Source organism: Paraburkholderia sp. CHISQ3 (genome assembly GCF_030464945.1).
GTDB lineage: Bacteria > Pseudomonadota > Gammaproteobacteria > Burkholderiales > Burkholderiaceae > Paraburkholderia > Paraburkholderia megapolitana.
The window spans coordinates 64,481-84,785 of record NZ_JALPRG010000007.1 but is presented as its reverse complement, the minus strand read 5'-3'; the positions used below and the strand labels follow the sequence as shown (position 1 = coordinate 84,785).

The 20,305-nt window shown below is 64.9% G+C and carries 18 protein-coding genes; 7 read left to right on the top strand and 11 right to left on the bottom strand.

The window, feature by feature from the left end:
• Nucleotides 1-89: 89 nt before the first annotated feature.
• Together M0D65_RS17830 and M0D65_RS17825 are read left to right on the top strand one after the other, a co-directional pair.
• Nucleotides 90-2,717, top strand: a complete 2,628-nt coding sequence (locus tag M0D65_RS17830; protein ID WP_266253864.1) for an MMPL family transporter — start codon at nucleotides 90-92, stop codon at nucleotides 2,715-2,717.
• Nucleotides 2,714-3,811 (top strand): VacJ family lipoprotein, encoded by a 1,098-nt coding sequence (locus M0D65_RS17825; RefSeq protein ID WP_266253863.1) that lies wholly within the window; start codon nucleotides 2,714-2,716, stop codon nucleotides 3,809-3,811. Before M0D65_RS17830 ends, M0D65_RS17825 begins: the two co-directional genes overlap by 4 nt.
• 117 nt (nucleotides 3,812-3,928) lie before the next feature.
• Here the strand turns inward: M0D65_RS17825 and M0D65_RS17820 are convergent, their stop codons facing one another.
• From M0D65_RS17820 to M0D65_RS17790, 7 genes are all read right to left on the bottom strand, one after another.
• On the bottom strand, nucleotides 3,929-4,636 hold the full coding sequence (locus M0D65_RS17820) for a phosphorylase (RefSeq protein WP_266253862.1): 708 nt from the start codon (nucleotides 4,634-4,636) through the stop codon (nucleotides 3,929-3,931).
• Nucleotides 4,636-6,642: a squalene--hopene cyclase gene (shc, locus tag M0D65_RS17815; protein ID WP_266253861.1), complete on the bottom strand. Its 2,007-nt coding sequence runs from the start codon at nucleotides 6,640-6,642 to the stop codon at nucleotides 4,636-4,638. The genes M0D65_RS17820 and shc overlap by 1 nt, the downstream gene beginning before the upstream one ends.
• Complete coding sequence (gene hpnE / locus M0D65_RS17810) at nucleotides 6,639-7,904, bottom strand: hydroxysqualene dehydroxylase HpnE (protein ID WP_266253860.1); 1,266 nt, start codon at nucleotides 7,902-7,904, stop codon at nucleotides 6,639-6,641. The genes shc and hpnE overlap by 4 nt, the downstream gene beginning before the upstream one ends.
• The gene (gene hpnD, locus M0D65_RS17805; protein WP_091011937.1) at nucleotides 7,904-8,755 is read right to left on the bottom strand and encodes a presqualene diphosphate synthase HpnD; all 852 of its coding nucleotides are present in this window, start codon (nucleotides 8,753-8,755) and stop codon (nucleotides 7,904-7,906) included. The genes hpnE and hpnD overlap by 1 nt, the downstream gene beginning before the upstream one ends.
• 185 nt (nucleotides 8,756-8,940) lie before the next feature.
• Complete coding sequence (locus tag M0D65_RS17800) at nucleotides 8,941-9,879, bottom strand: sensor domain-containing diguanylate cyclase (RefSeq protein ID WP_266253859.1); 939 nt, start codon at nucleotides 9,877-9,879, stop codon at nucleotides 8,941-8,943.
• Entirely contained in the window at nucleotides 9,876-10,499 is a 624-nt protein-coding gene (locus M0D65_RS17795) for a chemotaxis protein CheC (protein WP_266253858.1), read from the bottom strand. Before M0D65_RS17795 ends, M0D65_RS17800 begins: the two co-directional genes overlap by 4 nt.
• Nucleotides 10,492-10,860, bottom strand: a complete 369-nt coding sequence (locus M0D65_RS17790; RefSeq protein ID WP_266253857.1) for a response regulator — start codon at nucleotides 10,858-10,860, stop codon at nucleotides 10,492-10,494. Before M0D65_RS17790 ends, M0D65_RS17795 begins: the two co-directional genes overlap by 8 nt.
• A 332-nt stretch (nucleotides 10,861-11,192) precedes the next feature.
• Between M0D65_RS17790 and M0D65_RS17785 the strand changes: the two genes are divergently transcribed.
• Together M0D65_RS17785 and M0D65_RS17780 are read left to right on the top strand one after the other, a co-directional pair.
• A complete protein-coding gene (locus M0D65_RS17785) occupies nucleotides 11,193-13,454 on the top strand; it encodes a hybrid sensor histidine kinase/response regulator (RefSeq protein ID WP_266253856.1) in 2,262 nt (753 codons plus the stop codon).
• Between the two features lie 217 nt (nucleotides 13,455-13,671).
• Nucleotides 13,672-14,601, top strand: coding sequence for a hypothetical protein (locus tag M0D65_RS17780; protein WP_266253855.1), 930 nt, complete (start codon nucleotides 13,672-13,674; stop codon nucleotides 14,599-14,601).
• Between the two features lie 69 nt (nucleotides 14,602-14,670).
• Here M0D65_RS17780 and M0D65_RS17775 read toward each other — a convergent pair whose 3' ends face one another.
• The gene (locus M0D65_RS17775; RefSeq protein WP_266253854.1) at nucleotides 14,671-15,225 is read right to left on the bottom strand and encodes an NADPH-dependent FMN reductase; all 555 of its coding nucleotides are present in this window, start codon (nucleotides 15,223-15,225) and stop codon (nucleotides 14,671-14,673) included.
• A gap of 539 nt (nucleotides 15,226-15,764) precedes the next feature.
• On the opposite strand from M0D65_RS17775, the gene M0D65_RS17770 reads away from it, so the two are divergent.
• Together M0D65_RS17770 and M0D65_RS17765 are read left to right on the top strand one after the other, a co-directional pair.
• The gene (locus tag M0D65_RS17770; protein ID WP_266253853.1) at nucleotides 15,765-16,373 is read left to right on the top strand and encodes an RNA polymerase factor sigma-70; all 609 of its coding nucleotides are present in this window, start codon (nucleotides 15,765-15,767) and stop codon (nucleotides 16,371-16,373) included.
• Complete coding sequence (locus tag M0D65_RS17765) at nucleotides 16,354-16,563, top strand: zf-HC2 domain-containing protein (protein ID WP_266253852.1); 210 nt, start codon at nucleotides 16,354-16,356, stop codon at nucleotides 16,561-16,563. The genes M0D65_RS17770 and M0D65_RS17765 overlap by 20 nt, the downstream gene beginning before the upstream one ends.
• Nucleotides 16,564-16,620: 57 nt before the next feature.
• Here the strand turns inward: M0D65_RS17765 and M0D65_RS17760 are convergent, their stop codons facing one another.
• The 3 genes from M0D65_RS17760 to arsC all read right to left on the bottom strand — a co-directional run bounded on the left by M0D65_RS17760 (nucleotide 16,621) and on the right by arsC (nucleotide 19,107).
• The gene (locus M0D65_RS17760; protein WP_266253851.1) at nucleotides 16,621-16,911 is read right to left on the bottom strand and encodes a DUF1272 domain-containing protein; all 291 of its coding nucleotides are present in this window, start codon (nucleotides 16,909-16,911) and stop codon (nucleotides 16,621-16,623) included.
• Nucleotides 16,912-17,038: 127 nt separating this feature from the next.
• The gene (locus M0D65_RS17755) at nucleotides 17,039-18,415 is read right to left on the bottom strand and encodes a gluconate:H+ symporter (protein ID WP_091011964.1); all 1,377 of its coding nucleotides are present in this window, start codon (nucleotides 18,413-18,415) and stop codon (nucleotides 17,039-17,041) included.
• A gap of 332 nt (nucleotides 18,416-18,747) precedes the next feature.
• Nucleotides 18,748-19,107, bottom strand: a complete 360-nt coding sequence (gene arsC / locus M0D65_RS17750; RefSeq protein WP_266253850.1) for an arsenate reductase (glutaredoxin) — start codon at nucleotides 19,105-19,107, stop codon at nucleotides 18,748-18,750.
• A 511-nt stretch (nucleotides 19,108-19,618) separates the two neighbouring features.
• On the opposite strand from arsC, the gene parA reads away from it, so the two are divergent.
• A complete protein-coding gene (parA, locus tag M0D65_RS17745) occupies nucleotides 19,619-20,281 on the top strand; it encodes a ParA family partition ATPase (protein WP_096725337.1) in 663 nt (220 codons plus the stop codon).
• Nucleotides 20,282-20,305 lie beyond the last annotated feature (24 nt).

Genomic DNA, 20,305 nt, shown 5'->3' with positions numbered 1-20,305 from the left:
TGCAGCCCTAAGCGAGGGACAAGTCGCCGCATCGGTATACTTGTGACCTTCCTGTGAACCCAGCATTCCGTGACAGGCCTTTTCGCCTCATGCTCAAGTCTTCCATCGTCCGTCTCGTCGCCGTCTCGGTACGCTATCCGCTGCAGATCATCGCGCTGTCGCTGGTCCTCGCTGTCGCAAGCGGGTATTACGTCGCCCATCACTTCAAGATCAACACGGACATCAGCCGTCTCGTCGAAACGGACAAGCAATGGTCGGCGCTCAGCGACTCGATGGATCAGGCTTTTCCGCAGCGCGGCACGACGCTGCTCGTCGTCGTCGAGGCCCAGGCACCGGAATTCGCCGATGCCGCGGCCAATGCGCTGACTGACGCACTGCGCAAGGAAACCAGCGAATTCGTCGCGGTCTCGCAGCCTTCTGGCGGACCGTTCTTCGAACGTAACGGCATGCTGTTCCCGTCGCTGAAAGACGTCGAATCGACGACCTCGCAGCTCGTCCAGGCGCGGCCGCTCGTCAATACGCTGGCGCACGATCCGAGCCTGACCGGACTCGCCGGTACGCTGAACACCACGTTGCTGCTGCCGCTGCAGATCGGCCAGGTGAAGCTGCCCGATATGAGTCATCTGCTGTCGCAGAGCGCGATCACGCTCGACCGCGTGCTGGCGGGCCAGCCGGCGGCGTTCTCGTGGCGCGCGCTGGTCGACAAGGATGTCGCGACGAACCCGGCGCGCGCGTTCATCACCGTGCAGCCGGTCGTCGACTTCGGCGCGCTCGAACCGGGCGCGCGGGCGTCGAAGGCGATCCGCGCCGCGGCTGCATCACTCAATCTCGACACGCGCTACGGCGCGCGGGTCCGGCTCACCGGCGAGCAACCGCTCGCCGACGAAGAGTTCGCCTCGGTGCAGGACGGTGCCGCGCTGAATGGCATCGCGACCTTCATCGTCGTGCTCGTGATTCTCTGGCTCGCGCTACGCTCGGGCCGTCTGATCCTCGCCGTGTTCGTCACGCTGTTCGTCGGACTCGCGATCACCGCGGCGCTCGGGCTCATGATGGTCGACGCACTGAACATGATCTCGGTGGCGTTCATGGTGCTGTTCGTCGGGCTCGGCGTCGATTTCGGCGTGCAGTTCGGCGTCAAGTATCGCGAGGAGCGCCATCGCGACGACCGGCTTCCTGCCGCGCTGGTGCAGACGGCGCATAGCATCGGCGTACCGTTGACGCTCGCGGCCATCGCCGTCGCCGAAAGCTTCTTCTCGTTCCTGCCCACCGCGTATCGCGGCGTGTCCGAGCTTGGAAAGATCGCCGGCGTCGGGATGTTCGTCGCATATCTGACCAACATGACGCTGCTGCCGGCCCTGATCAAGGTGCTGAATCCACCGGGCGAAGCGAGTTCGCCGGGGTTCCGGCAGCTCGCGCCGGTCGACGATTTTCTCGACCGTCATCGCAAGCCCGTGCTGATCGGCACGCTCATCGTCGTGATCGGTGCGCTGCCGCTACTCACGCATCTGCGCTTCGATTTCAACCCGCTGCATCTGAAGGACCCGCATACGGAATCGATGGCGACGCTGCTGTCGTTGAAAGACTCGCCCGAGGCTGCGGTTAACGACGTGCATGTGCTCGCGTCGTCGCAGGCGGACGCGGAACGCATCGTCGCGCATCTGTCGACGCTACCCGAAGTCGGCCGCATCACGACGCTCGCCACTTTTATACCGCCTGATCAGCCGCAAAAAATCGCGCTGATCGATGCCGCCGCGCAGCAGCTGTTGCCCGCGCTTACGCAGACTCCCGCGCCGCCCGCCACCGACGCGGTGCGCGTGGCCGCGCTCAAACGCGCGGCGAACCAGTTGTCGCTCGCCGCCGACGACCATCCCGGCCCCGGCGCCGCCGAAGCGCAGCATCTGTCGGCTACGCTGATGAAACTCGCGGCCGCCGACGCCGCCACGCGAGACCGCGCCGAGCACGCGATGTCGGATCCGCTTAAACTCGCGCTGCAGCAGCTCGCAGCACTGCTGCAGCCGACGTTGATCACGCAAGCCACGCTGCCGCCGCAGATCGTGCGCGACTGGCTCGCACCCGACGGCCGCGCGCTCGTCGACATCTCGCCGAAGATCGCCGCAGGCGCCGATCCCGGCGACGACACCGTACTGCGGCGCTTCGCGAACGCGGTGAAGGCCGCCGAGCCCGGTGCGATCGGTGGGCCGATCTCGATCCTGCATTCCGCCAACACGATCATCAAGGCGTTCCTGCAGGCCGCCGGCTGGTCGGTGCTGTCGATCACGATCCTGCTGTGGTTGACGCTGCGCCGTTTCGGCGACGTGCTGCGCACGCTGATTCCGCTGCTGGTGTCGGCGGTCGTGACGCTGGAGCTGTGCGTGGTTTTCGACATGCCGCTCAACTTCGCGAATATCATCGCGCTGCCGCTGATGCTCGGCGTCGGCGTAGCTTTCAAGATTTACTTCGTGATGGCATGGCGCAACGGCCAGACCGGGCTGTTGCAGTCGAGCCTCACGCATGCAGTCATGTTCAGCGCCGCCACGACGGCGACCGCGTTCGGCAGCCTGTGGCTGTCGCACCATCCGGGTACGGCGAGCATGGGACGGCTGCTGGCGCTGTCGCTGCTCTGTACGCTGATCGGCGCGGTCGTTTTCCAGCCGGTATTGATGGGTAAGCCGCGCCCGAAGCGCGCCAGGAAAAAATTGCAAGGGATTGACGGATGAAGATGCGAAACCCCGCACTGGCGCTGCTCGCAGCAGGCCTCGTCACGGGCTGTGCGACAGGCCCCGACCGGAAGCCAGGCGACCCCTTCGAGCCGGTGAATCGCGTGATCTTCAAGGCCAACGACGCGATCGACACGCACATCGCCGTACCGATCGCCAAGGGTTACGAGAAAGTGACGCCGGAGCCGATCCGCACGGCGCTCACCAACTTCTTTGCGAATCTCGGTGACCTCGGCAATGCGGCCAACAACCTGCTGCAACTGAACATCACCGACGCTACCGAAGACGTAATGCGCTTCGCGATGAATTCGGTGTTCGGTATCGGCGGCCTGATCGATTTCGCGACACCGGCCGGTCTGCCGAAGCACAACCAGGACTTCGGCCTGACGATGGGCCGCTGGGGCGTGCCGGCGGGCCCGTATCTGGTGCTACCGCTGTTCGGCCCGAGTTCGGTCCGCGACGGTATCGGCCTCGCGGTCGATGTGCGCTTCAATCCGCTGAACTACGCGGAACCGGCGCTGCGCAATCCGCTGTATGTGGCGCAGTTCGTGAGCAAGCGCTCCGATCTGCTCGGCGCGACGGATCTGTTGCAACAGGCCGCGCTCGACAAGTACACGTTCGTGCGCGACGCGTACACGCAGCAGCGGCAATCGCGCGTGCATCGCAACGGCTCCCCTGCGGCGCCGCTGCCGGATTATGGCGATCCGGATGCGCCAGCTTCGGGCGCGGCGGCGGGTGCTGCCGGTGGCTTGCCGAACTATGCGGACCCTGGTGAATCCGCGGCGCCTGCATCGGGTAGTGGCACGGGACAACCGGCGGTCAACGCTCCCAATTACAGCGATCCTGGCGAATCGGCCAAACCCGCTCAATCAGCGTTGGGCGCAGGCGCCGCGCAACCGCCGGTCGATGTACCCAACTACAGCGACCCCGGCGCATCTGCCAAACCCGCTCAATCCGCGTCAGGCAATAGCGCAGCACAAGCACCGGTCAACGCGCCCGCCACCGCCCCCGGCGCATCCACGAAAGTGGCTCAACCTTCGGCAAACGGCGCAGCAGCACCTGCTACAGCAGCGTCGACACCCGCTGCGCCGTAAAGCGTCGCCTGGCGGTCGTCCGCCGCTGCGCCTCAACGCAAAACAGCCCGACATGCTCACGCATGCCGGGCTGTTTCGTTGTGATCGACGGAAATGCTGCCTGAGACTGCTCCGCGCTCAGCGCGTCGTGCGCGGATGCAGCGCACCGGCTTCACCAAGCGCCCGACGCGCCTCGACCAGCGACTTCCGCGCCGCACGCGCATCGCCGGCAAGCTGGAGCAACGCGCCCAGTTGCGACGGCTGGCGGATCAGCTCGCGCAGGATCGGCGCGAGCGCGGTCCGGCCGTCGTCGCGCAACCCGGCGGTCGCGGCGGGCGGCAACGTGCGCCATGCCGGATCGACGATCGCGCGACATACCGCGAACGGCAACCCGTGCGCCGCAGCCGTTGCGCCCGCGACATGCGATTCCATATCGACTGCGAGCGCGCCCGTCTCCTGGTGCAGTGCGGCCTTCGCGGCGGCACCGGTAAGCGGCGCGGTCACCGCGGCCTGCAAGCCACGGTGCAAACGCGCACCGAGCGGCGTAGCGGCCAGCGCGGCAGCAATCAGGTCGCTCCACGATCGATCGGTGGCAATACGGCCGAGTGGCCCATCGACAGCATCGGCCACGATCAGCGTGCCCGCAGCAAGCTCCGGCGCCAGGCCACCAGCCGTACCGAAACTGACGATGCCCGAGCAACCGCGCGCCACTGCCTCGTTCAATGCGCGTTCGAGCAGATCGGCACGCGCCGCGAATACTGTTTCAACGCCTGCGCCACGCGCGATACGCGCCTCGAACGCCATGCCGGTCACGACGATGACCGGTAGATCGAACGTCGTCGTCATCACATCCCGACCGCGACGCGCGTCTCGCCGTCGCGTTTCAACTGTCGATAGCGCGCCAGTGCCCACAGCGGGAAGAACTTGCGATACCCGTGATAGCGCAGATAGAACACGCGCGGAAAGCCCGTTGCGGTGAAGCGCGTCTCGTCCCACAGGCCATGTTCGCGCTGCTCGCGCACCAGGTAAGCGATGCCGCGCGCGACCGCAGGATGGTCGACATCGCCGGTCGCCAGCAGGCCGAGCAACCCCCATGCGGTCTGCGACGCGGTGCTCGGCGCCCGTTCGTAGCCGCGGTAGTCGAGCTTGTAGCTCGTGCCGTCCTCGCCCCAGCCGCCGTCGTCGTTCTGGATCGAGATCAGCCATTGCGCGGCGCGGCGCATGCGCGGGTCGTCGTGGGCAATGCCGGCCGCGTTCAGCGAGCACAGCGCGGTCCACGTGCCGTACACGTAGTTCATGCCCCAGCGGCCGTACCAGCTGCCGTCCGGCAACTGTTCCTTGAGCACGTAGTCGAGCGCGCGTTGCGCCGGCTCGCTCGCGGCCGGCAGTTCGCCGAGCTGCGCGAGCATCGACAGGCAGCGGCCCGATACGTCGGCGGTGGGCGGATCGAGCAGCGCACCGTGATCGGAGAATGGAATGTTGTTCAGGTAGTACTGGGTGTTTTCCGGCTCGAATGCGCCCCAGCCACCGTCGCTGCTCTGCATGCCGACCACCCATTCGCGCGCACGCGCAATGGCTTCGCGATCGACATTCGAATGCGTGAGCGCGGCCGCGCGATGCATCGCCATCGCGACCACGGCCGTATCGTCGACGTCCGGGTAGTGCGGATTCGCGTACTGGAACGCCCAGCCGCCGGGACGGATGTTGGGGCGACGCGAGATCCAGTCGCCGCGCACATCGAGGATCTGCAGCGGGCGCAGCCATTGCAGCCCGCGCAGCGCCGCTTCCTCGGCGCGCGCGTCACCGGTTTCGAGTAGCGCGTGCGCCACCAGCGACGTATCCCACACCGGCGACAGACAAGGCTGGCAATACGCCTCGTCATCGTGGATCACCAGCAGCTTGTCGAGCGCGTGACGCGCGGTCGCACGCTGCGGATGGTCGGCCGGATAGCCGAGCACGTCGTACATCATGACGGCGTTCGCCATCGCCGGGAAAATCGCGCCGAGGCCGTCCTCGCCGTTCAGCCGTTCATCGACGAACGCGACCGCGGCATCGACCGAGCGGCGCCGCGTGTGCCGCGGAAACAGTCCGTCGACGAGGCGCAGCACGCCATCCACTGCGCGGAAGAACACGAACCAGCTCTGGCTCTGATGCCCCGCCTTCGACAGCAGCCCGGTCGTAACCGGCGCGCCGCGAAACAGCTCGTCGATACGCACGCCAAGCGGATTGCGCGCGACCGGCCGCTTCGCGTTCAGCACCAGCAGCGGCACGATCACCGTGCGCGCCCAGTACGACACCTTCGACAGGTGGAACGGAAACCACTTCGGCAGCAGCATGATCTCGACCGGCATCATCGGTACCGCGTACCACGACACCACGCCGAACAGCGCGAGCATGATGCGCGTGAAGACGTTCGATGCCTCCGCGCCGCCGTGCGCGAGAATCGCCTCGCGGGCACGGCGCATGTGTTCGGCGTCTTCCGGATCGCCGATCATCTTCAGCGCGAAGTACGCCTTCACGCTCGCGCTGACGTCGAGCGCGCCGTCGGTGAAGAGCGGCCAGCCGCCGTCCGGCAACTGGATACGGCGCAGATAACGCGCGATCTTCTGTTCGAGTTCGAGGTTCGGTGTTTCGCCGAGATAGTGGACGAGCAGCACGTATTCGGCGGGAATCGTCGCGTCGGCTTCGAGTTCGTAGACCCAGTGGCCGTCCGGACGCTGCGCGTCGAGAATCGCCGTGGTTGCGTGCTCGACAGCGGCATTGAGCGCAGCATCCGGTACGCCGCCGCCGTGGGCAGCATCAGGCAGCGGCGCGGTCGCGTCGGTCGAGTGGGCAAGAGACAGGTCGTTCATCGGCGTTCCATCGGTTCGTTCAGGAGCGCATCCGCGGCCTTCTGGCCGGAACGGATCGCCCCTTCGATCGTCGCGGGCAGGCCGGTAGCCGTCCAGTCGCCCGCGAGCATCAGGTTATTCCAGCGAGTGCGCGTGCCGGGGCGGCGCATCTCTTCTTCGGGCAACGCGGCAAACGTCGCGCGCTTTTCGCTGACGATCTGCCAGGTCGGCATCGGCTCGACCGGCAGGCTCGCCGCATGGGCCACTTCGGCCCACACGATCCGCGCGAGCTCTTCGCGCGGCATGTCGATCAGCCGGTCCGCGCCGCTGATCGTGACCGACAGGCGGCCGTCGAAGGCAAACAGCCATTCGGCCGTCGAATTCAGCAAGCCGAGCATCGACGGGTGGCCGATGGGGGGATCGACAGCGAAATGCACGTTGACGATCGCCGTGAAGCGGCCCGGCGTCTGCACGCCGGGCACCAGCGTCTGCGCAACGTTGGGCGGGACCGCGAGCACCACCGCATCGCCGTTCGCGAGTTCGACGTTCAGGTCGCCGAAGCCGAGCGCGGCGGCTCGCCCAGTCTCGGCAAATTCAATCGATTTTAGCTGCGAGCCAAGCCGGATCTCCGCACCGCCATGCTGCAGCAGGCGTAGCGCGGGATCGACGAAGGCGCTCGCGAGGCCGTTGCGTGCCACCAGCGGCCGGCATGCCTGACCGCCCGCGGCCAGCGTTTCGCGGAGCACCGCGCCCGCCAGCTCAGCGGTACCGTCGCGCGGCTCGACATTCAGCACCGCGAGAAACAGCGGCCGCAGCAGGCGATCCCACAACGCGCCGTTACAGCGCATCGTTTGCGCCATCGTGCGGCCCGGTTTCGCGAACAGCAGCGGCACGAGCGACAGATAATCGGCCGCATGCGTGCCGGGCACGCGCGCGGCGCCGTCGAAGATCCACAGCGGCACGCGTCCCGGCGAAAGTCGTACGGTCCAGCGTGCCCCGCTCGCCAGATCCATGAACGCATACTCGGGCTGTGCGGGGCCGACGAGTTCGTCGGCGGCGCCGATCGCACGCGTGTAGTTGAGCGTCGCGTGATTGCCGGACAGCACGAGATGATTGCCGTTATCGATCGTCGCGCCAAGTGTGCGGTCGTAATACGAGCGACAGCGCCCGCCCGCCTGGGCCGTCGCTTCGTGCAGCACCACCCGTGCACCGCGCCGCTGCAACTGGACGGCGGCGGCGAGACCGGCAAGACCTGCGCCGATCACGTGAACGAGTTTCACCATCAGAAGAACGCGTAGCGGGCGACGATCCACAGTAGCCGCATGCGCGGCTTGCTGACCTTCGTACGCGGAATGTCGAAGCCACGGTCGACCGTGCGCTCGAGCAGACAGCGATACACACCGGACATGATGCGCGGCGCGCGCACGTGGTTGCGCGAGGCGGCGTCCATGATCGCGTCGGCGGCTGCGAAATGCTGCTTCGCGCGTTCGACGAGCGGCGCGCAGACACGCGGGATCGCGGGATCGTCGGCAATCGAAGTCGGGCTCGCGGCCGCGATGCCTTCGCTCGCCAGCAGTTCGCGCGGCAGGTAGCAACGATTGATGCCGGCGTCTTCGTCGATATCGCGCAGGATGTTCGTGAGCTGCAGTGCGCGTCCCAGGTGATGCGCGAGGTCGCGCCCCGGTTGCTCCTGCATCCCGAATATCCTCACCGATAGCCGTCCCGCCGAACTCGCGACGCGGTCGCAGTAGAGATCGAGGGTGGCTTCGTCGGGTGCGCAGATGTCTTCGGCGGCGTCCATCGCCATGCCGTCGATCATCGCGTGAAAGTCTTCGCGCTGGAGCTGGAACGTGTGGATGTGCCGCGTCAGCGCGGCCAGCGGCGCGGGCGGCGCACCGGCATAGCAGGCGTCGATGTCGGCCCGCCAGCGCTCGAGCGCAGCAGCGCGTTCGGCGCGCGGCAGGTCGCCATCGGCGATGTCGTCGACGGCGCGGCAGAACGCGTACACCTGATACATCGCGTCGCGCTGCGCGGCCGGCAAGATGCGCATGGCCAGATAAAACGAGCTGCCTGACGTAACGGCAGCGGCATCGGTTGTTTGAGTATCGTCCACGACGAGATTGGAAACGGCCAAGACAATCTCCGCTGAAGCGCCCAAAGGCGGTGAAGAAGTCATGCCTACCCGCAGGGCAAGCCGCCCGCGCGCGCGGACACGCGCGAAACCGGCTGGGACACCGGAAGCGGCGAAAAGTATACCAATCTTTGCCCTGACCCGCAGTTTGGGGGGCTATCGACGGTTTTCGCGCGGTCGACCCGCGTTCAGGCAAATGCGATCGAGCGGTTACGTCCCTGCCGTTTCGCGCTGTACAGCGCGGCGTCGGCTTCGTTGATCAGCACCTCGTAGGTCGGCACGCCCGCGCGCGCCGCCGCCCCTCCGACGCTGGCCGTGACCGGCACGCTCACGCCCTGCACGTCGACCGGCGCATCGCCGATCGTGTGGCGGATCTTCTCGGCGACCTGCATCGCCACGCCGAGCGGCGTGCACGGCAGCAGCAGCGCGAATTCCTCGCCGCCGAAACGGCCGAACGTATCTTCCACGCGCACCACGTCCGCGACCCGCTGCGCCATCTCGCGCAATACGCCATCGCCGACAACGTGGCCGAACTGGTCGTTGATCGTCTTGAAGTGGTCGAGATCGAACAGCAGCACCGACAGATCGCCGCCGTACCGCTGCCAGCGCGTGTATTCGTCGCTGAGCTTCGATTCGAAGAAACGCCGGTTCGCGATGCCGGTCAGGCCGTCGCGGTCCGCGTATTCCTGCAGCTTCGCTACCGCCTCTTCGCGTTCGCGCTGCACGATGCTCACGTGCGTCACGTCGGATACCGTGACGCACACCGCCACCACTTCGCGCTCGCGCGTGAGCGGCATGAAGGTGCAGTCCTGCTGCATGAAGTCGACGCCGCCGGTAATCGGCCGGTCGTGGTCGAACCTGAACAGATAAGGGCGCTGCTCCCACGAACTGAACGCGAAGCTGCCCAGCTGGAACACGCTCTCGAGCTTGCGGCTCAACCACGCGCGCGGCAGCTCAGGAAAATTGTCGAAGATCGGGCGCCCGACTACTTTCTCTGCGGCGAGGCCACTGTGATCCTGCATGAAGCGATTCCACATCAGCACGTTCATGTCGCGGTCGAGTACGAAGATGCCGAAACCGACCCGTTCGACAACCAGATCGCTGAGGGAAAGGGCCGGCGCATTCATAAGCTGGACAGCAGCGCGTCGAGCGCGAGGTTCATATGGCGGATCGAATCTTCGGCCATCAGCATCACGAAGTGCGCGCGAAAACTGTGGTCCTCGAGCGCGAAGTTCACTTCGATCAGCAGCGCAACTTCCCACGCGAGCACGCCGGGCTGAAACACCTCGTCGAGCGACAGCGACGCACCCAGCATGCCTGGCGGCGAGAACACCGGGGTCCGGCCGAGCTGGTCGAGGATGCACGACACGCACGCGCCGGTCAGCGCGTTCGCGACGTCGAACGTCAGTTCTTCCTCGTTCGTCGCCTCGTAGGCCGAACGCGGATAGGGATCGTTCACGAGCGCGCAAAGCTGCGCGATGCTGCCGCTGCGGCACAGCACCAGTGCCTCGCCCTTGATATCCGAACGAAAGCCCTGGCGCACGGCCGTGACCGGCTCGTCGATACCGGTCATCTCGCGCAGCGTGTCGGCCGCGTCGCTCACGGCCACGACCCGCACGCGCGGCACCGACAGCTCGATGAACGCATCGAGCAGCCGCGCGAGACGCGTCGCGGCCTGCCCCATCGCCAGATTGGCGACCTCCTGCAGCGCGTCGCGCTGATCTTCGGTGAGGACTGGCTCAGACATACAACCCGTACTCCTTGAGGACGGGCAGTACCGCCTCGGGGCTCACCGGCTTCGCGATGAACGCCGCTGCGCCGAGCGCGCGCACGCGTGCCTGGGCCATCGGCTGGACATCGGCGGAGACGACGATCACGAACGTATTCAGATCTTCGTGCTGCAACGCTTCGAGCACCTGATAACCGGTCATATCCGGCATCGTCAGATCGAGAAACATCACCGACGCCTTGCCAGCGCGGTATAACGCCAGCGCCTCGCGACCATTGGTCGCGTAGTTGATGTCGACGTCCCACTCCGGCGGCAGTGCTCTCGTGAGCACCCTGCGGGCAAGCAGCGAATCGTCGGCGATCACGATGGGCAAAGGCATGGCGGCGGATCGGAATACCAGATGGGTTGGCGCGCCGGGGCGTGCGGCGGGGTCTGGGCGAGGCATGCGCCGGGGCGCGCACCGGGTCGTGCACGTTAACGGCGGCGCAATAGCATTTCTTTAGCCAGCAAGAGTGCTCTCGCGGACTCGCTGCTCACCTTCTACGAATAGAATTGCCCTTTATCCAGTCTCTTCATGGAATTTTCAAATTAATCTGCCCGCTAAATACGCCGTTTATACTTTTGTGTACGTTTGCGCTTCCGGATTCGTCCCGATCCTTGTCGTAAGATGAAAACCGGCCATACTTCCTGTGCATTTAAGCGCTACTCACGATGACACCTGACCGGCCCGAACCGTCGCCCGCGAGCCGTCTTGCTTCTGCCAGGCAGGAGGACGCGCCGTTTCCGACGGTGCCCGAACACAACTTCGCCGTCCGGCGCGCCACGCTGATCGCGCTGCTCGTCGCCGCGATCGTGTTGCCATGCATCTACGTCTCGATCATGGCCTTCAACGATCTGCGGGCACGCGAAGCCGATGCCACCGACGTCACGCTGCGTACCGTGCGCGTCGCCGAAGAGCACGCGCTGAAGGTGTTCGACATGAACGAGGCACTCGATGCGCGTGTCGTCGATCTCGTACAGGACCTCGACGACCACGGCATTCGCGAAGCCGAAGGGGTCATTCACGAAAAACTGCGCGTGATGGGCGGCGGCTATCCGCAGGTTTCGGCGGTCTCGATCTTCGGCAGCGACGGCGCGTTGCTCGCGAGCAGCCGCTATTTCCCGGCGCCGCCGGCATCGATCCTCAATCGCGAGGATTTCACCGGGATTCGTGACGGCCGGGTCCTCGACCATGTCTCGCGCGTGATGATCGGCCAGGTCGCCGGCGAACAGGTGTTCAACACCGGAGTGGCGCGACGCGACGACAACGGCACCTTTGAAGGCGTCGTATCGGTGGCGCTGCGGCCCGGCTACTTCAGTGCGTTCTATCGCGAGCTGCTGGGCGGCCGCGACGCACCGATGACCATGTCCCTGCTGCGTAGCGACGGCGCAATTCTCGCGCACTACCCGGCACGGGTATCGGGATCCGCCACGGTCGACCCGCGGTCGCCGTTCGCCGCGGCGCTCGCGGAAGGTCGTCGCGACGGCGTGGTACGGACCCGCTCGAGCACCGACGGCGACAACCTGATTCTCGCGTTCCGGCGCGTCGGTGCCTACCCCGTGTACGTATCGTGCGGTTATCGCACCTCCGCGATCTGGGCCGAGTGGTACCGGCATCTGAGTGTGCTGATCCTGTCGATGTTCACGCCGTCCATCGTGCTGTGGTGCGTGATCTGGCTGTCGCTCAAGCGCCTCGGCGCCGAAGAGGAAGCGTGGGAGCGCTGGCAGGCCGAAGCGTCGATGCGCCGCTCGATCGAATCCGCGTACCGTCAGTCGCGCAAGATGGAGGCGCTCGGCAACCTGGTCGGCAGCGTCGCGCACGACTTCAACAACCTGCTGATGATCGTCTCGGCGAACGTGCAGATCGTCCGGCGGCGCGGCGTGCCGGGGCTCGAGCGCGAGCTGTCGGCGGTCGAGCGAGCGCTCAAGAGCGGCCAGTCGCTCACGCGGCAGTTGCTCGGCGTCGCGCGCAAGCAGCCGCTACACAACGAGACGCTCGCCGTCGAACGCTGGCTGCCGTCGTGCCGCGAGTTGCTGCGGGCGTCGCTGGGCGCGAAGGTTTCGCTGGTGATGGACATCGGTATCGACGTATGGCCGATGCGCGTCGACGTCGCCGAACTCGAGCTCGCGCTGATCAATATCGCCGTCAATGCACGCGATGCGATGCCGAACGGCGGCCGCTTCACGGTGCGCGCGGCCAACATCAGTTTCCGCCATGAAGACGGCTTCCCACTGATCGGCGAGTTCGTTCAGTTCTCGCTTGAGGATACCGGTGTGGGCATGCCGCCGGATGTGCTCGCGCGTGCCTTCGAACCGCTCTTCACGACCAAGCCGAAGGGCATGGGCACCGGCCTCGGGCTGCCGCAGGTGTTCGCGTTCTGCGAACGCTCGGGCGGCCTCGCGGCAATCGACAGCGCGATTGGCGCAGGCACGTCGGTGCGACTGTACCTGCCGCGGGCAGCCGCCGCGCCGGAATTCGAGCGGCCGCGCGAAGCCCCGCTCGAACACACCGGCACGCCGCACGGTTTGCGGATCCTGCTGGTCGAGGACAACGACGAGGTCGCCGCTGGCACCGAAGCGCTGCTACAGATGATGGGTCACCAGGTGACGTGGGTGTTCAACGCCGACACCGCACTGCGCCTGTTCGACGATGCACACGCGAAGCAGGCACGCACCGGCGAGCCGCTGCCGTTCGATCTGGTGATTTCCGACATCCATATGCCCGGCGCCATGAACGGCATCGATCTCGCCGAAGCGGTTCAGGCGTTCGAAACGAAGCTGCCGGTGATTCTCGTCACGGGCTACGCGGAGGAGCTCGACCGGGCTCGTCACGTGGATGTGAAGGTGTTGTCGAAGCCGTTCGATATCGCGCTGCTCGAGCAGATCCTGCAGGCGATCCAGCGGGATCTGGCGCACGCGCAGCCTGAAACCTGAGCTTGTGTCTGGGTGTGACGGCCCCGTGCAACACGGGCTGTCGATTGTAGAAAATACGTCTACCGCACCCTATGCTCTTTCGCGGCGGCGTCGCGCGGCCTTGCTGCGCAAGGCTTGCCGGGCCGGCGGCCGAAGCGCCGCAGAACCGGCACGATGATTGCAGCCTGCTACCCGAAGAAGCGCGCCTCGCGCTTCGTTCCATTGCCGGGAGGCAGCCATGAAACATGTCGTGATCGGCCTGTTCGACAGGTATGCCGACGCCGAAGGCGCACGCGATACCCTCGTGCGGACCGGCTTCGCGCAAGCCGACATCGAGTTGCAGGCGAACCCCGAATCCACGCCCGACGCAACCGCTACGTCCGGTAGCGGCGCGGGCGTGCTCGCGAACATCGAACGCTTTCTGGCCAACCTGTTCGCCTCGGAGCCACGCACGGTGGAAGCGGAGCGCTACAGGGATGCCGTGCAGCGCGGAGCAGTGCTCGTCTGCGTGAACGCCGCCAGCGAAGCCCATGCGGAACTCGCCAGCCGGCTACTGACGAAGCTCGGCGCCACCGATGTCGGCGAACGCGCACCGGGTTGGGAAGCGGCACTGGCCGATCCGGATGCGGGTCGCGAGCATTCGATACTCGACGAACTGGGGATCGGTGGCGCGGCCGCCGTCGCGCCCGCCGTTGGGCCAGTTACGCGCCCGCTTCCCACCGACGATACCGCCTTCGGTGTCATCGCCGCCGGGGCCGCGCCGGGTTCAGGCGCCGTGCTGCGGCCCGACCCGCGTGACAGCGAACCGGTGGCCGCTGCCCGGCCATCGGCGGCACGCAGTCCCATACCGTCGACCGCGCCGATAGCCGATACGCCCGACGAGTTCATGGAGTACGAAGAGGACTTTCGCAGTCACTACGACGAGCAGTACGCCAGCGAGAATGCGCGCTACGAAGACTACGTACCCGCGTACCGGTACGGCGCAACGCTTGCGCGCGATGCGCGTTTTCACGACCGCTCATGGGACGAGCTGGAACTTGAGGCCCAGCACGATTGGGAAACGAACGGCACGCCCAGCGCAACCGACGAACCCGGCGAGACATGGGAACGCGTCAAGGCGGCCGTACGCCACGGCTGGGAGCGCGTGACGGGTCATCACCACGTGTGACGGCGGACGCGCGGGAGCGGGCGGATGCCGCCCGCTCGCTTTGCCTCCGTAGCGCTTTGAAAGCCGGCTTCAGCCTGCGTGATGATGCACGACCCACGCGACATAGCGATCCACGAACGACTGCAGGTACGCCCGCGTATCGTCGTTGAGGATGGCGCCGCTCTCGTCGATTCGCGAGACATCGTGCTTGATGAACATTTCCGGTTGCCCGAGCATGGGCACGTCGAGATAGGCAAGCACATTGCGCAGATGCTGCTGCGCCAGCGCCGTGCCGATCGCCCCCGGCGACGTACCGATGACCGCGCCGGGCTTGCCCGCCCACACGCTCTTGCCCCACGGGCGCGAACCCCAGTCGAGCGCGTTCTTCAGCACGCCCGGGATCGAGCGGTTGTATTCGGGGGTAACGAACAGCAGGCCGTCGGCGGCTTCGATGCGCCGCTTGAAGTGTTGCGCCACTTCGGGAAACTCGGCGTCGTAGTCCTGGCTGTAGAGCGGCAGCGAACCGATGTCGAGGAATTCGAACGACAGATCGGCGGGGGCCAGCGAAGTCAGCGCGTGCGCGAGCTGCCGGTTGGTCGAGTCGCGGCGCAGGCTGCCGACAATGATCGCGATGTGGTGAGCCATCTTCTTTTCCTTGAGGGTGGAGCGCTCGAAGCGCGGGAAGGCCAAGTGTAATCATAGGCAAAGACAACCCGAACCGGACTGCCGACGATGCGGTTTGGGCAGCTTCAGTGGATAACCTGGATGCCACTGAAGATATCCACAATTTCGCTGAATAACCTTGTGGATAAGTTAGCGCCCGACCTTGTCCATCAAGCCAGGCTCCGGCCCTCACGGGTTTGCAGCACGGGGATTGATTCGTGGCGATGGCGTGACAATCCCGTGAAAACCGGGCGCGCATGGGGCCGGCTAAGGGAAATTGAAAGAAAAACGGCCGGCGCTGTCATCTCGGCGCCCGAAGCGCGACCAATCGCAGAAGCTTTCGGGAAAACAGCCTGAACGCGGATGGTCGAAAGCGGCAACGTGCGGGAAAATGGGTGACGAACCGGAAACAGGTACCTCACCCACTTCGCCATGAACACGATTGATCACCCGCAGCATCTGTCTGGAGACCGCGACACCGGTGCGTCGTCGTCACGCCGACTCTTTTCGCTGGAGTCGGCATGACCGCCGCTGCGGGTCCGGCGTTCGACGACCCCGTCTATCTGGCGCAGTTGCGGCGCGATCTGCTGCGTTTTGCACGCTTGCAGCTACGCGACGCGGCCGCGGCCGAGGATGCGGTCCAGGAAGCGCTGGCCGCCGCGTGGACGCAGGCCGACCGGTTCGCCGCGCAATCGGAGCACAAGACATGGGTATTCGGCATCCTGCGTCACAAGCTGGTCGACACGCTGCGGGCCCGTCAACGGACGGTCAACCTGTCGTCGCTGGAAGCGGAACTCGATGGCGAGTCGTTGCTGGATCGTGAGCTCTTCAAGGACAACGGCCACTGGTCGCGCGAAGCGAAGCCCCGTCCGTGGCCGACGCCCGAGCACGCGTTGCGGCAGCAGCAGTTCTGGACGCTGTTCGAGATGTGTCTCGATCATCTGCCGGAACAGATCGGGCGCGTGTTCATGATGCGCGAGTTCCTCGATCTCGAGACCGCCGATATCTGCAAGGAACTGCAGATGTCGGCCAACCACTGCAGCGTGCTGATTTACCGTGCGCGTCTACGATTGCGCACCTGTCTCACCGAGAAAGGTCTTTCCAGCGAGGATGCGAATGGGGAAGTGTAAGAACATCACGCGGCTGCTGTCCGATGCGCTGGATCGACCGTTGGGGGTCGGCGAATGGCTCGCGATCAAGGTTCATCTGCCGACCTGCAGCGGCTGCCGCAATTACCGCAAACACATCGCGTTGCTGCGTGCGGCGGCGCGGGAAGCGGGGGGCCTTGGCGGTGCTGGTGGTGTGCAGGCCGACGAATGATGCGCGGTGTGCTGCGTTGCGTTGAGTTGTCGCCCGCCGGGGGCAAGCCTCACGATGTCAGCGTTCGCCGGGCGGTGTCGCGCGATAGCGCTCGAAGAACGCTGCGTGGCTTTCCTGATTGATCGACGCCGGATGCCGCTGCGTAGCCGCAGGGTGCTTCGCGAGCATTGCGCGTGGGCGGATCGGCCGATGCTGGAAATTGCCCCCACAATTCGGACACACGTTGCGTAACGTGCTCAACGCACAGACCTCGCAAAACGTGCACTCGTAGCTGCAGATCATCGCGTCGGGCGCATCCGCCGATAGCGATTTGCCGCATCCTTCACAGGACGGTCTCAGTTCGAGCATCGTGGGCTCCGTGTGGGTTTGTTTTATCGATGGCAATGTGACGCGCCTGCCTAGCTTACGCGGTCCACGTGTGACCGCTGCGCCATCGCACCATCAATTGCTGCCAGTTGCCGCGCCCCTGGCTGCGTCAGGTCAATAGCCCCCACAGCGCGAGCGTCAACACGAGTCCGACCACCGAGACGATGGTTTGCAGGATCGACCAGACGAACACGGTCTGCTTCAGTTGCAGACCGAAGTACTCGCGCACCATCCAGAAGCCCGCATCGTTCACGTGACAGAAGAACACCGAGCCGGCACCGATCGCGAGCGCCATCAGGGAGTTGTGCGTGACGCTGAGACCGGCGACGACGGGCGCCACGATGCCCGCCGTCGTCGTGGTCGCGACCGTTGCCGACCCGGTGGCCTGGCGCAGTGCGACGGCGATCAGCCAGGCGAGCAGGATCAGCGGTAGATGTGCGCCGATCGCGATCTTGCCGATCGTCGTGCTGATGCCGGCGATGACGAGTGCCTGCTTCAGGCCGCCGCCGGCGCCGATCGTCAGCAGCAGCGCGGCTATCGGCGGCAGGCTCTTGCGCAGGATGCCGCCGACGCGCTCACGCGGCATGCCGCGCGACCAGCCCAGCGCGACAATGGCGAAGAGCACGGTCAAGCCGAGTGCAACGAGCGGTTCGCCGAGAAAATCGAGCGCATTGGAGAGGAAGGTATCGGGTGCGAGCCATAGCTTCGCCACCGTGCGGCCGAGCATCAGCACGACGGGCAGCAGGATCGTGATCAACGAGATCGGGAAGCCGGGCAATTCGCCGTCTGGCGCTTTCGCCGCGAACAGCTTGCCCATCTCCTCCGGCTCGACGACATGCATCCGCTTCGACAGCCACATACCGTACAGCGGACCGGCCAGAATGACGGCCGGCACCGCGACGATCAGACCGAGGCCGAGCGTGACGCCAAGATCGGCGTGCAAGGCGCTGATCGCGATCAGCGGACCTGGATGCGGCGGTAGCAGCGCATGCAACGTCGTCAGGCCGGCCAGCGCGGGAATCGCGATACGCAGGACAGGCTGTTGCGAACGGCGCGCCATCACGAAGATGATCGGCACCATCATCACGAGACCGACTTCGAAGAAAAGCGGCAAACCGATGATGATTGCGACGAGCGCCATCATCCACGGCAAACGACGCGGCGTGGAGTGATCGAGGATCGTCGATACGAGTCGGTCCGCCGCGCCCGATTCGGCCATCAGTGCGCCCAGCATCGCACCCAGCGCGATGATGAGGCCGACGTCGCCGAGCAAGGCGCCCGCCCCTTTGCTGAACGCGCTGGCAATGGCTTCAAGCGGTAGTCCCGCGCTGAAGCCGGCGGCGAACGTGCCGACGAGGATCGACAGGAACGGCGCCAGCTTCAACGCGCTGATGAAAACGATGATCAGCACGAGCCCGAGTGCGCACGAAAGGATCAGCCGGGTGTCGTGGGGGGACCACGGAGTGAGTGTTGTCGTCAGATGCACAGCGTCCCTTTCTGGTTTTCGGGTCGATCTTGTTGTGAATTCGATTGTGTTGCGAATTGCGGTATGCGGCGGTCCACGGTGGTTCATGCAGGTGCGTGGCTGGCGCAGATTGTAGCGGCACGCCGTGTCGTTGCGGCGGCGAACCCGGCGGCGGTTAAGGATGCTCCGTGTGGCGTCGTACTCGCTTTGGCGGCGCGTTGGCTGCGGGAAAAGCGGGGGCGAACGAGGGTCTGTTGGCGCGGCGCTTCACGGGAAGTCTCGGGCAGTTGGCGAGGCGACTGAACGGCGATTGGGCCTTCGGATTTGAAGATTTCGGAGATCTTTTCGATTTCCTAGTCGAATAAGGTTTTTATGTTTTCCGGTGATCGGCCGATCACGGCGCGGCCGTCTCTCACGACGATTGGACGTTGCAGCAGGATCGGATGGGCTTCGATCGCCTGATATAGCTGGTCGTCTGTGATATCCGGATCTCCAAGGTTCAGTGTCTTGTATTCGGCCTCGGTCTGCCTTAGTAGATCACGTGGCGAGCAGTTCAACATCCCGACGAGCTTCTTCAACTGGGCGGCCGTCAATGGATGCTTCAGGTACTCGACGATTTCGACCGGTTCGTTCGTCGCGTTATACGTCTGCTCGACCAGCTGGCAGGCTTCCCTGGATTTCGAGCAGCGGGGGTTGTGATAGATCGTGATCATCGGTGGTTCTTTTGTCGGGTTTTTGGCGGTGGGCGCTGCCGTTCGTGCGAAAGCGTGAGTTAGTGGGTAGTTGGGCCGCGCGGGACCTTCGCTCAGTGGAGTCGGAGTGGCCGGCCGGCCGATGAGTAGGCCCTTTTGATCAGGCACGCGCGATCGTTGCGCCAATTGATTGCGCTTCCCATCGTCCGCTCACTTCGAATCAGGTATTGCTCCAGCCCGGCAGCTATTTTCCCACTTTCCCGCTAGCACCCTCCGTTAGCCAGAGGCGGATGTGACTTTATGCGCATAAAACCCGGTCCTCGGACGAGCACCTGTCGCTACCGGCGTGAGACACACACCTCACTGCACAACCAAATTGCCTTCATAGAGACTGCGTAGCCTCTGAGCCGGGGCACTTTATGCGCATAAAACCTCCCCCGAACGGCCAGTTCGTCGTGTCCTAACGACAAAAAGATTGATATTGAAATTCATCACGGTAAAATCCATCAGCTTCTAAAAACGGAGGTGAACGTTGGCTGCAGAAATCATCGCGGTAACTCAGCAGAAGGGCGGGGTCGGGAAAAGCACAATCGCGATGCACCTTGGCGCTGCTTTCCATGAAAAAGGTAAGCGAGTCCTTGTAGTAGATGCCGACGGGCAAAATACCCTCATCCATTGGGCTAGCGCGTCGTCTGACGGCGAATCCGGCATCCCATTCCCGGTCGTCAACCTCTCTGAAGCCGGCGGCCAGATTCATCGCGAGATCAAGAAGTTTGTCGGCGATTACGATCTGATCGTCGTCGACTGTCCTCCGTCCATCACGGAAAAGGTCTCTGGCGTCGTTCTCCTCGCCGCCACCATCGCAGTTATTCCCACCTCTTCATCTCCCGCGGATTACTGGTCGAGCGTAGGTCTCGTCAAACTGATCCAGCAGGCTCAGGTGATGAACGAAGATCTGAAGGCCGTTTTCCTGCTGAACAAGACCGAAGAAAAGCGGATGTTGACGCGCGAACTGAAGCGCGCGCTCGAAGAATTGGGCTTCCCTCTACTCAAAACACAGATCCCCACCCGTGAAGCCTACAAACAGGCGATGGCGCTCGGCCAGACCGTTCTGCAAATGAACGACCGTGGCGCAAAACTCGCGAGCCTTGAAATCCGGGCATGCGCCGACGAGATCGCCGCCTTGCTCCCCTGAATTTATGCGCATAAAGGACCCTGA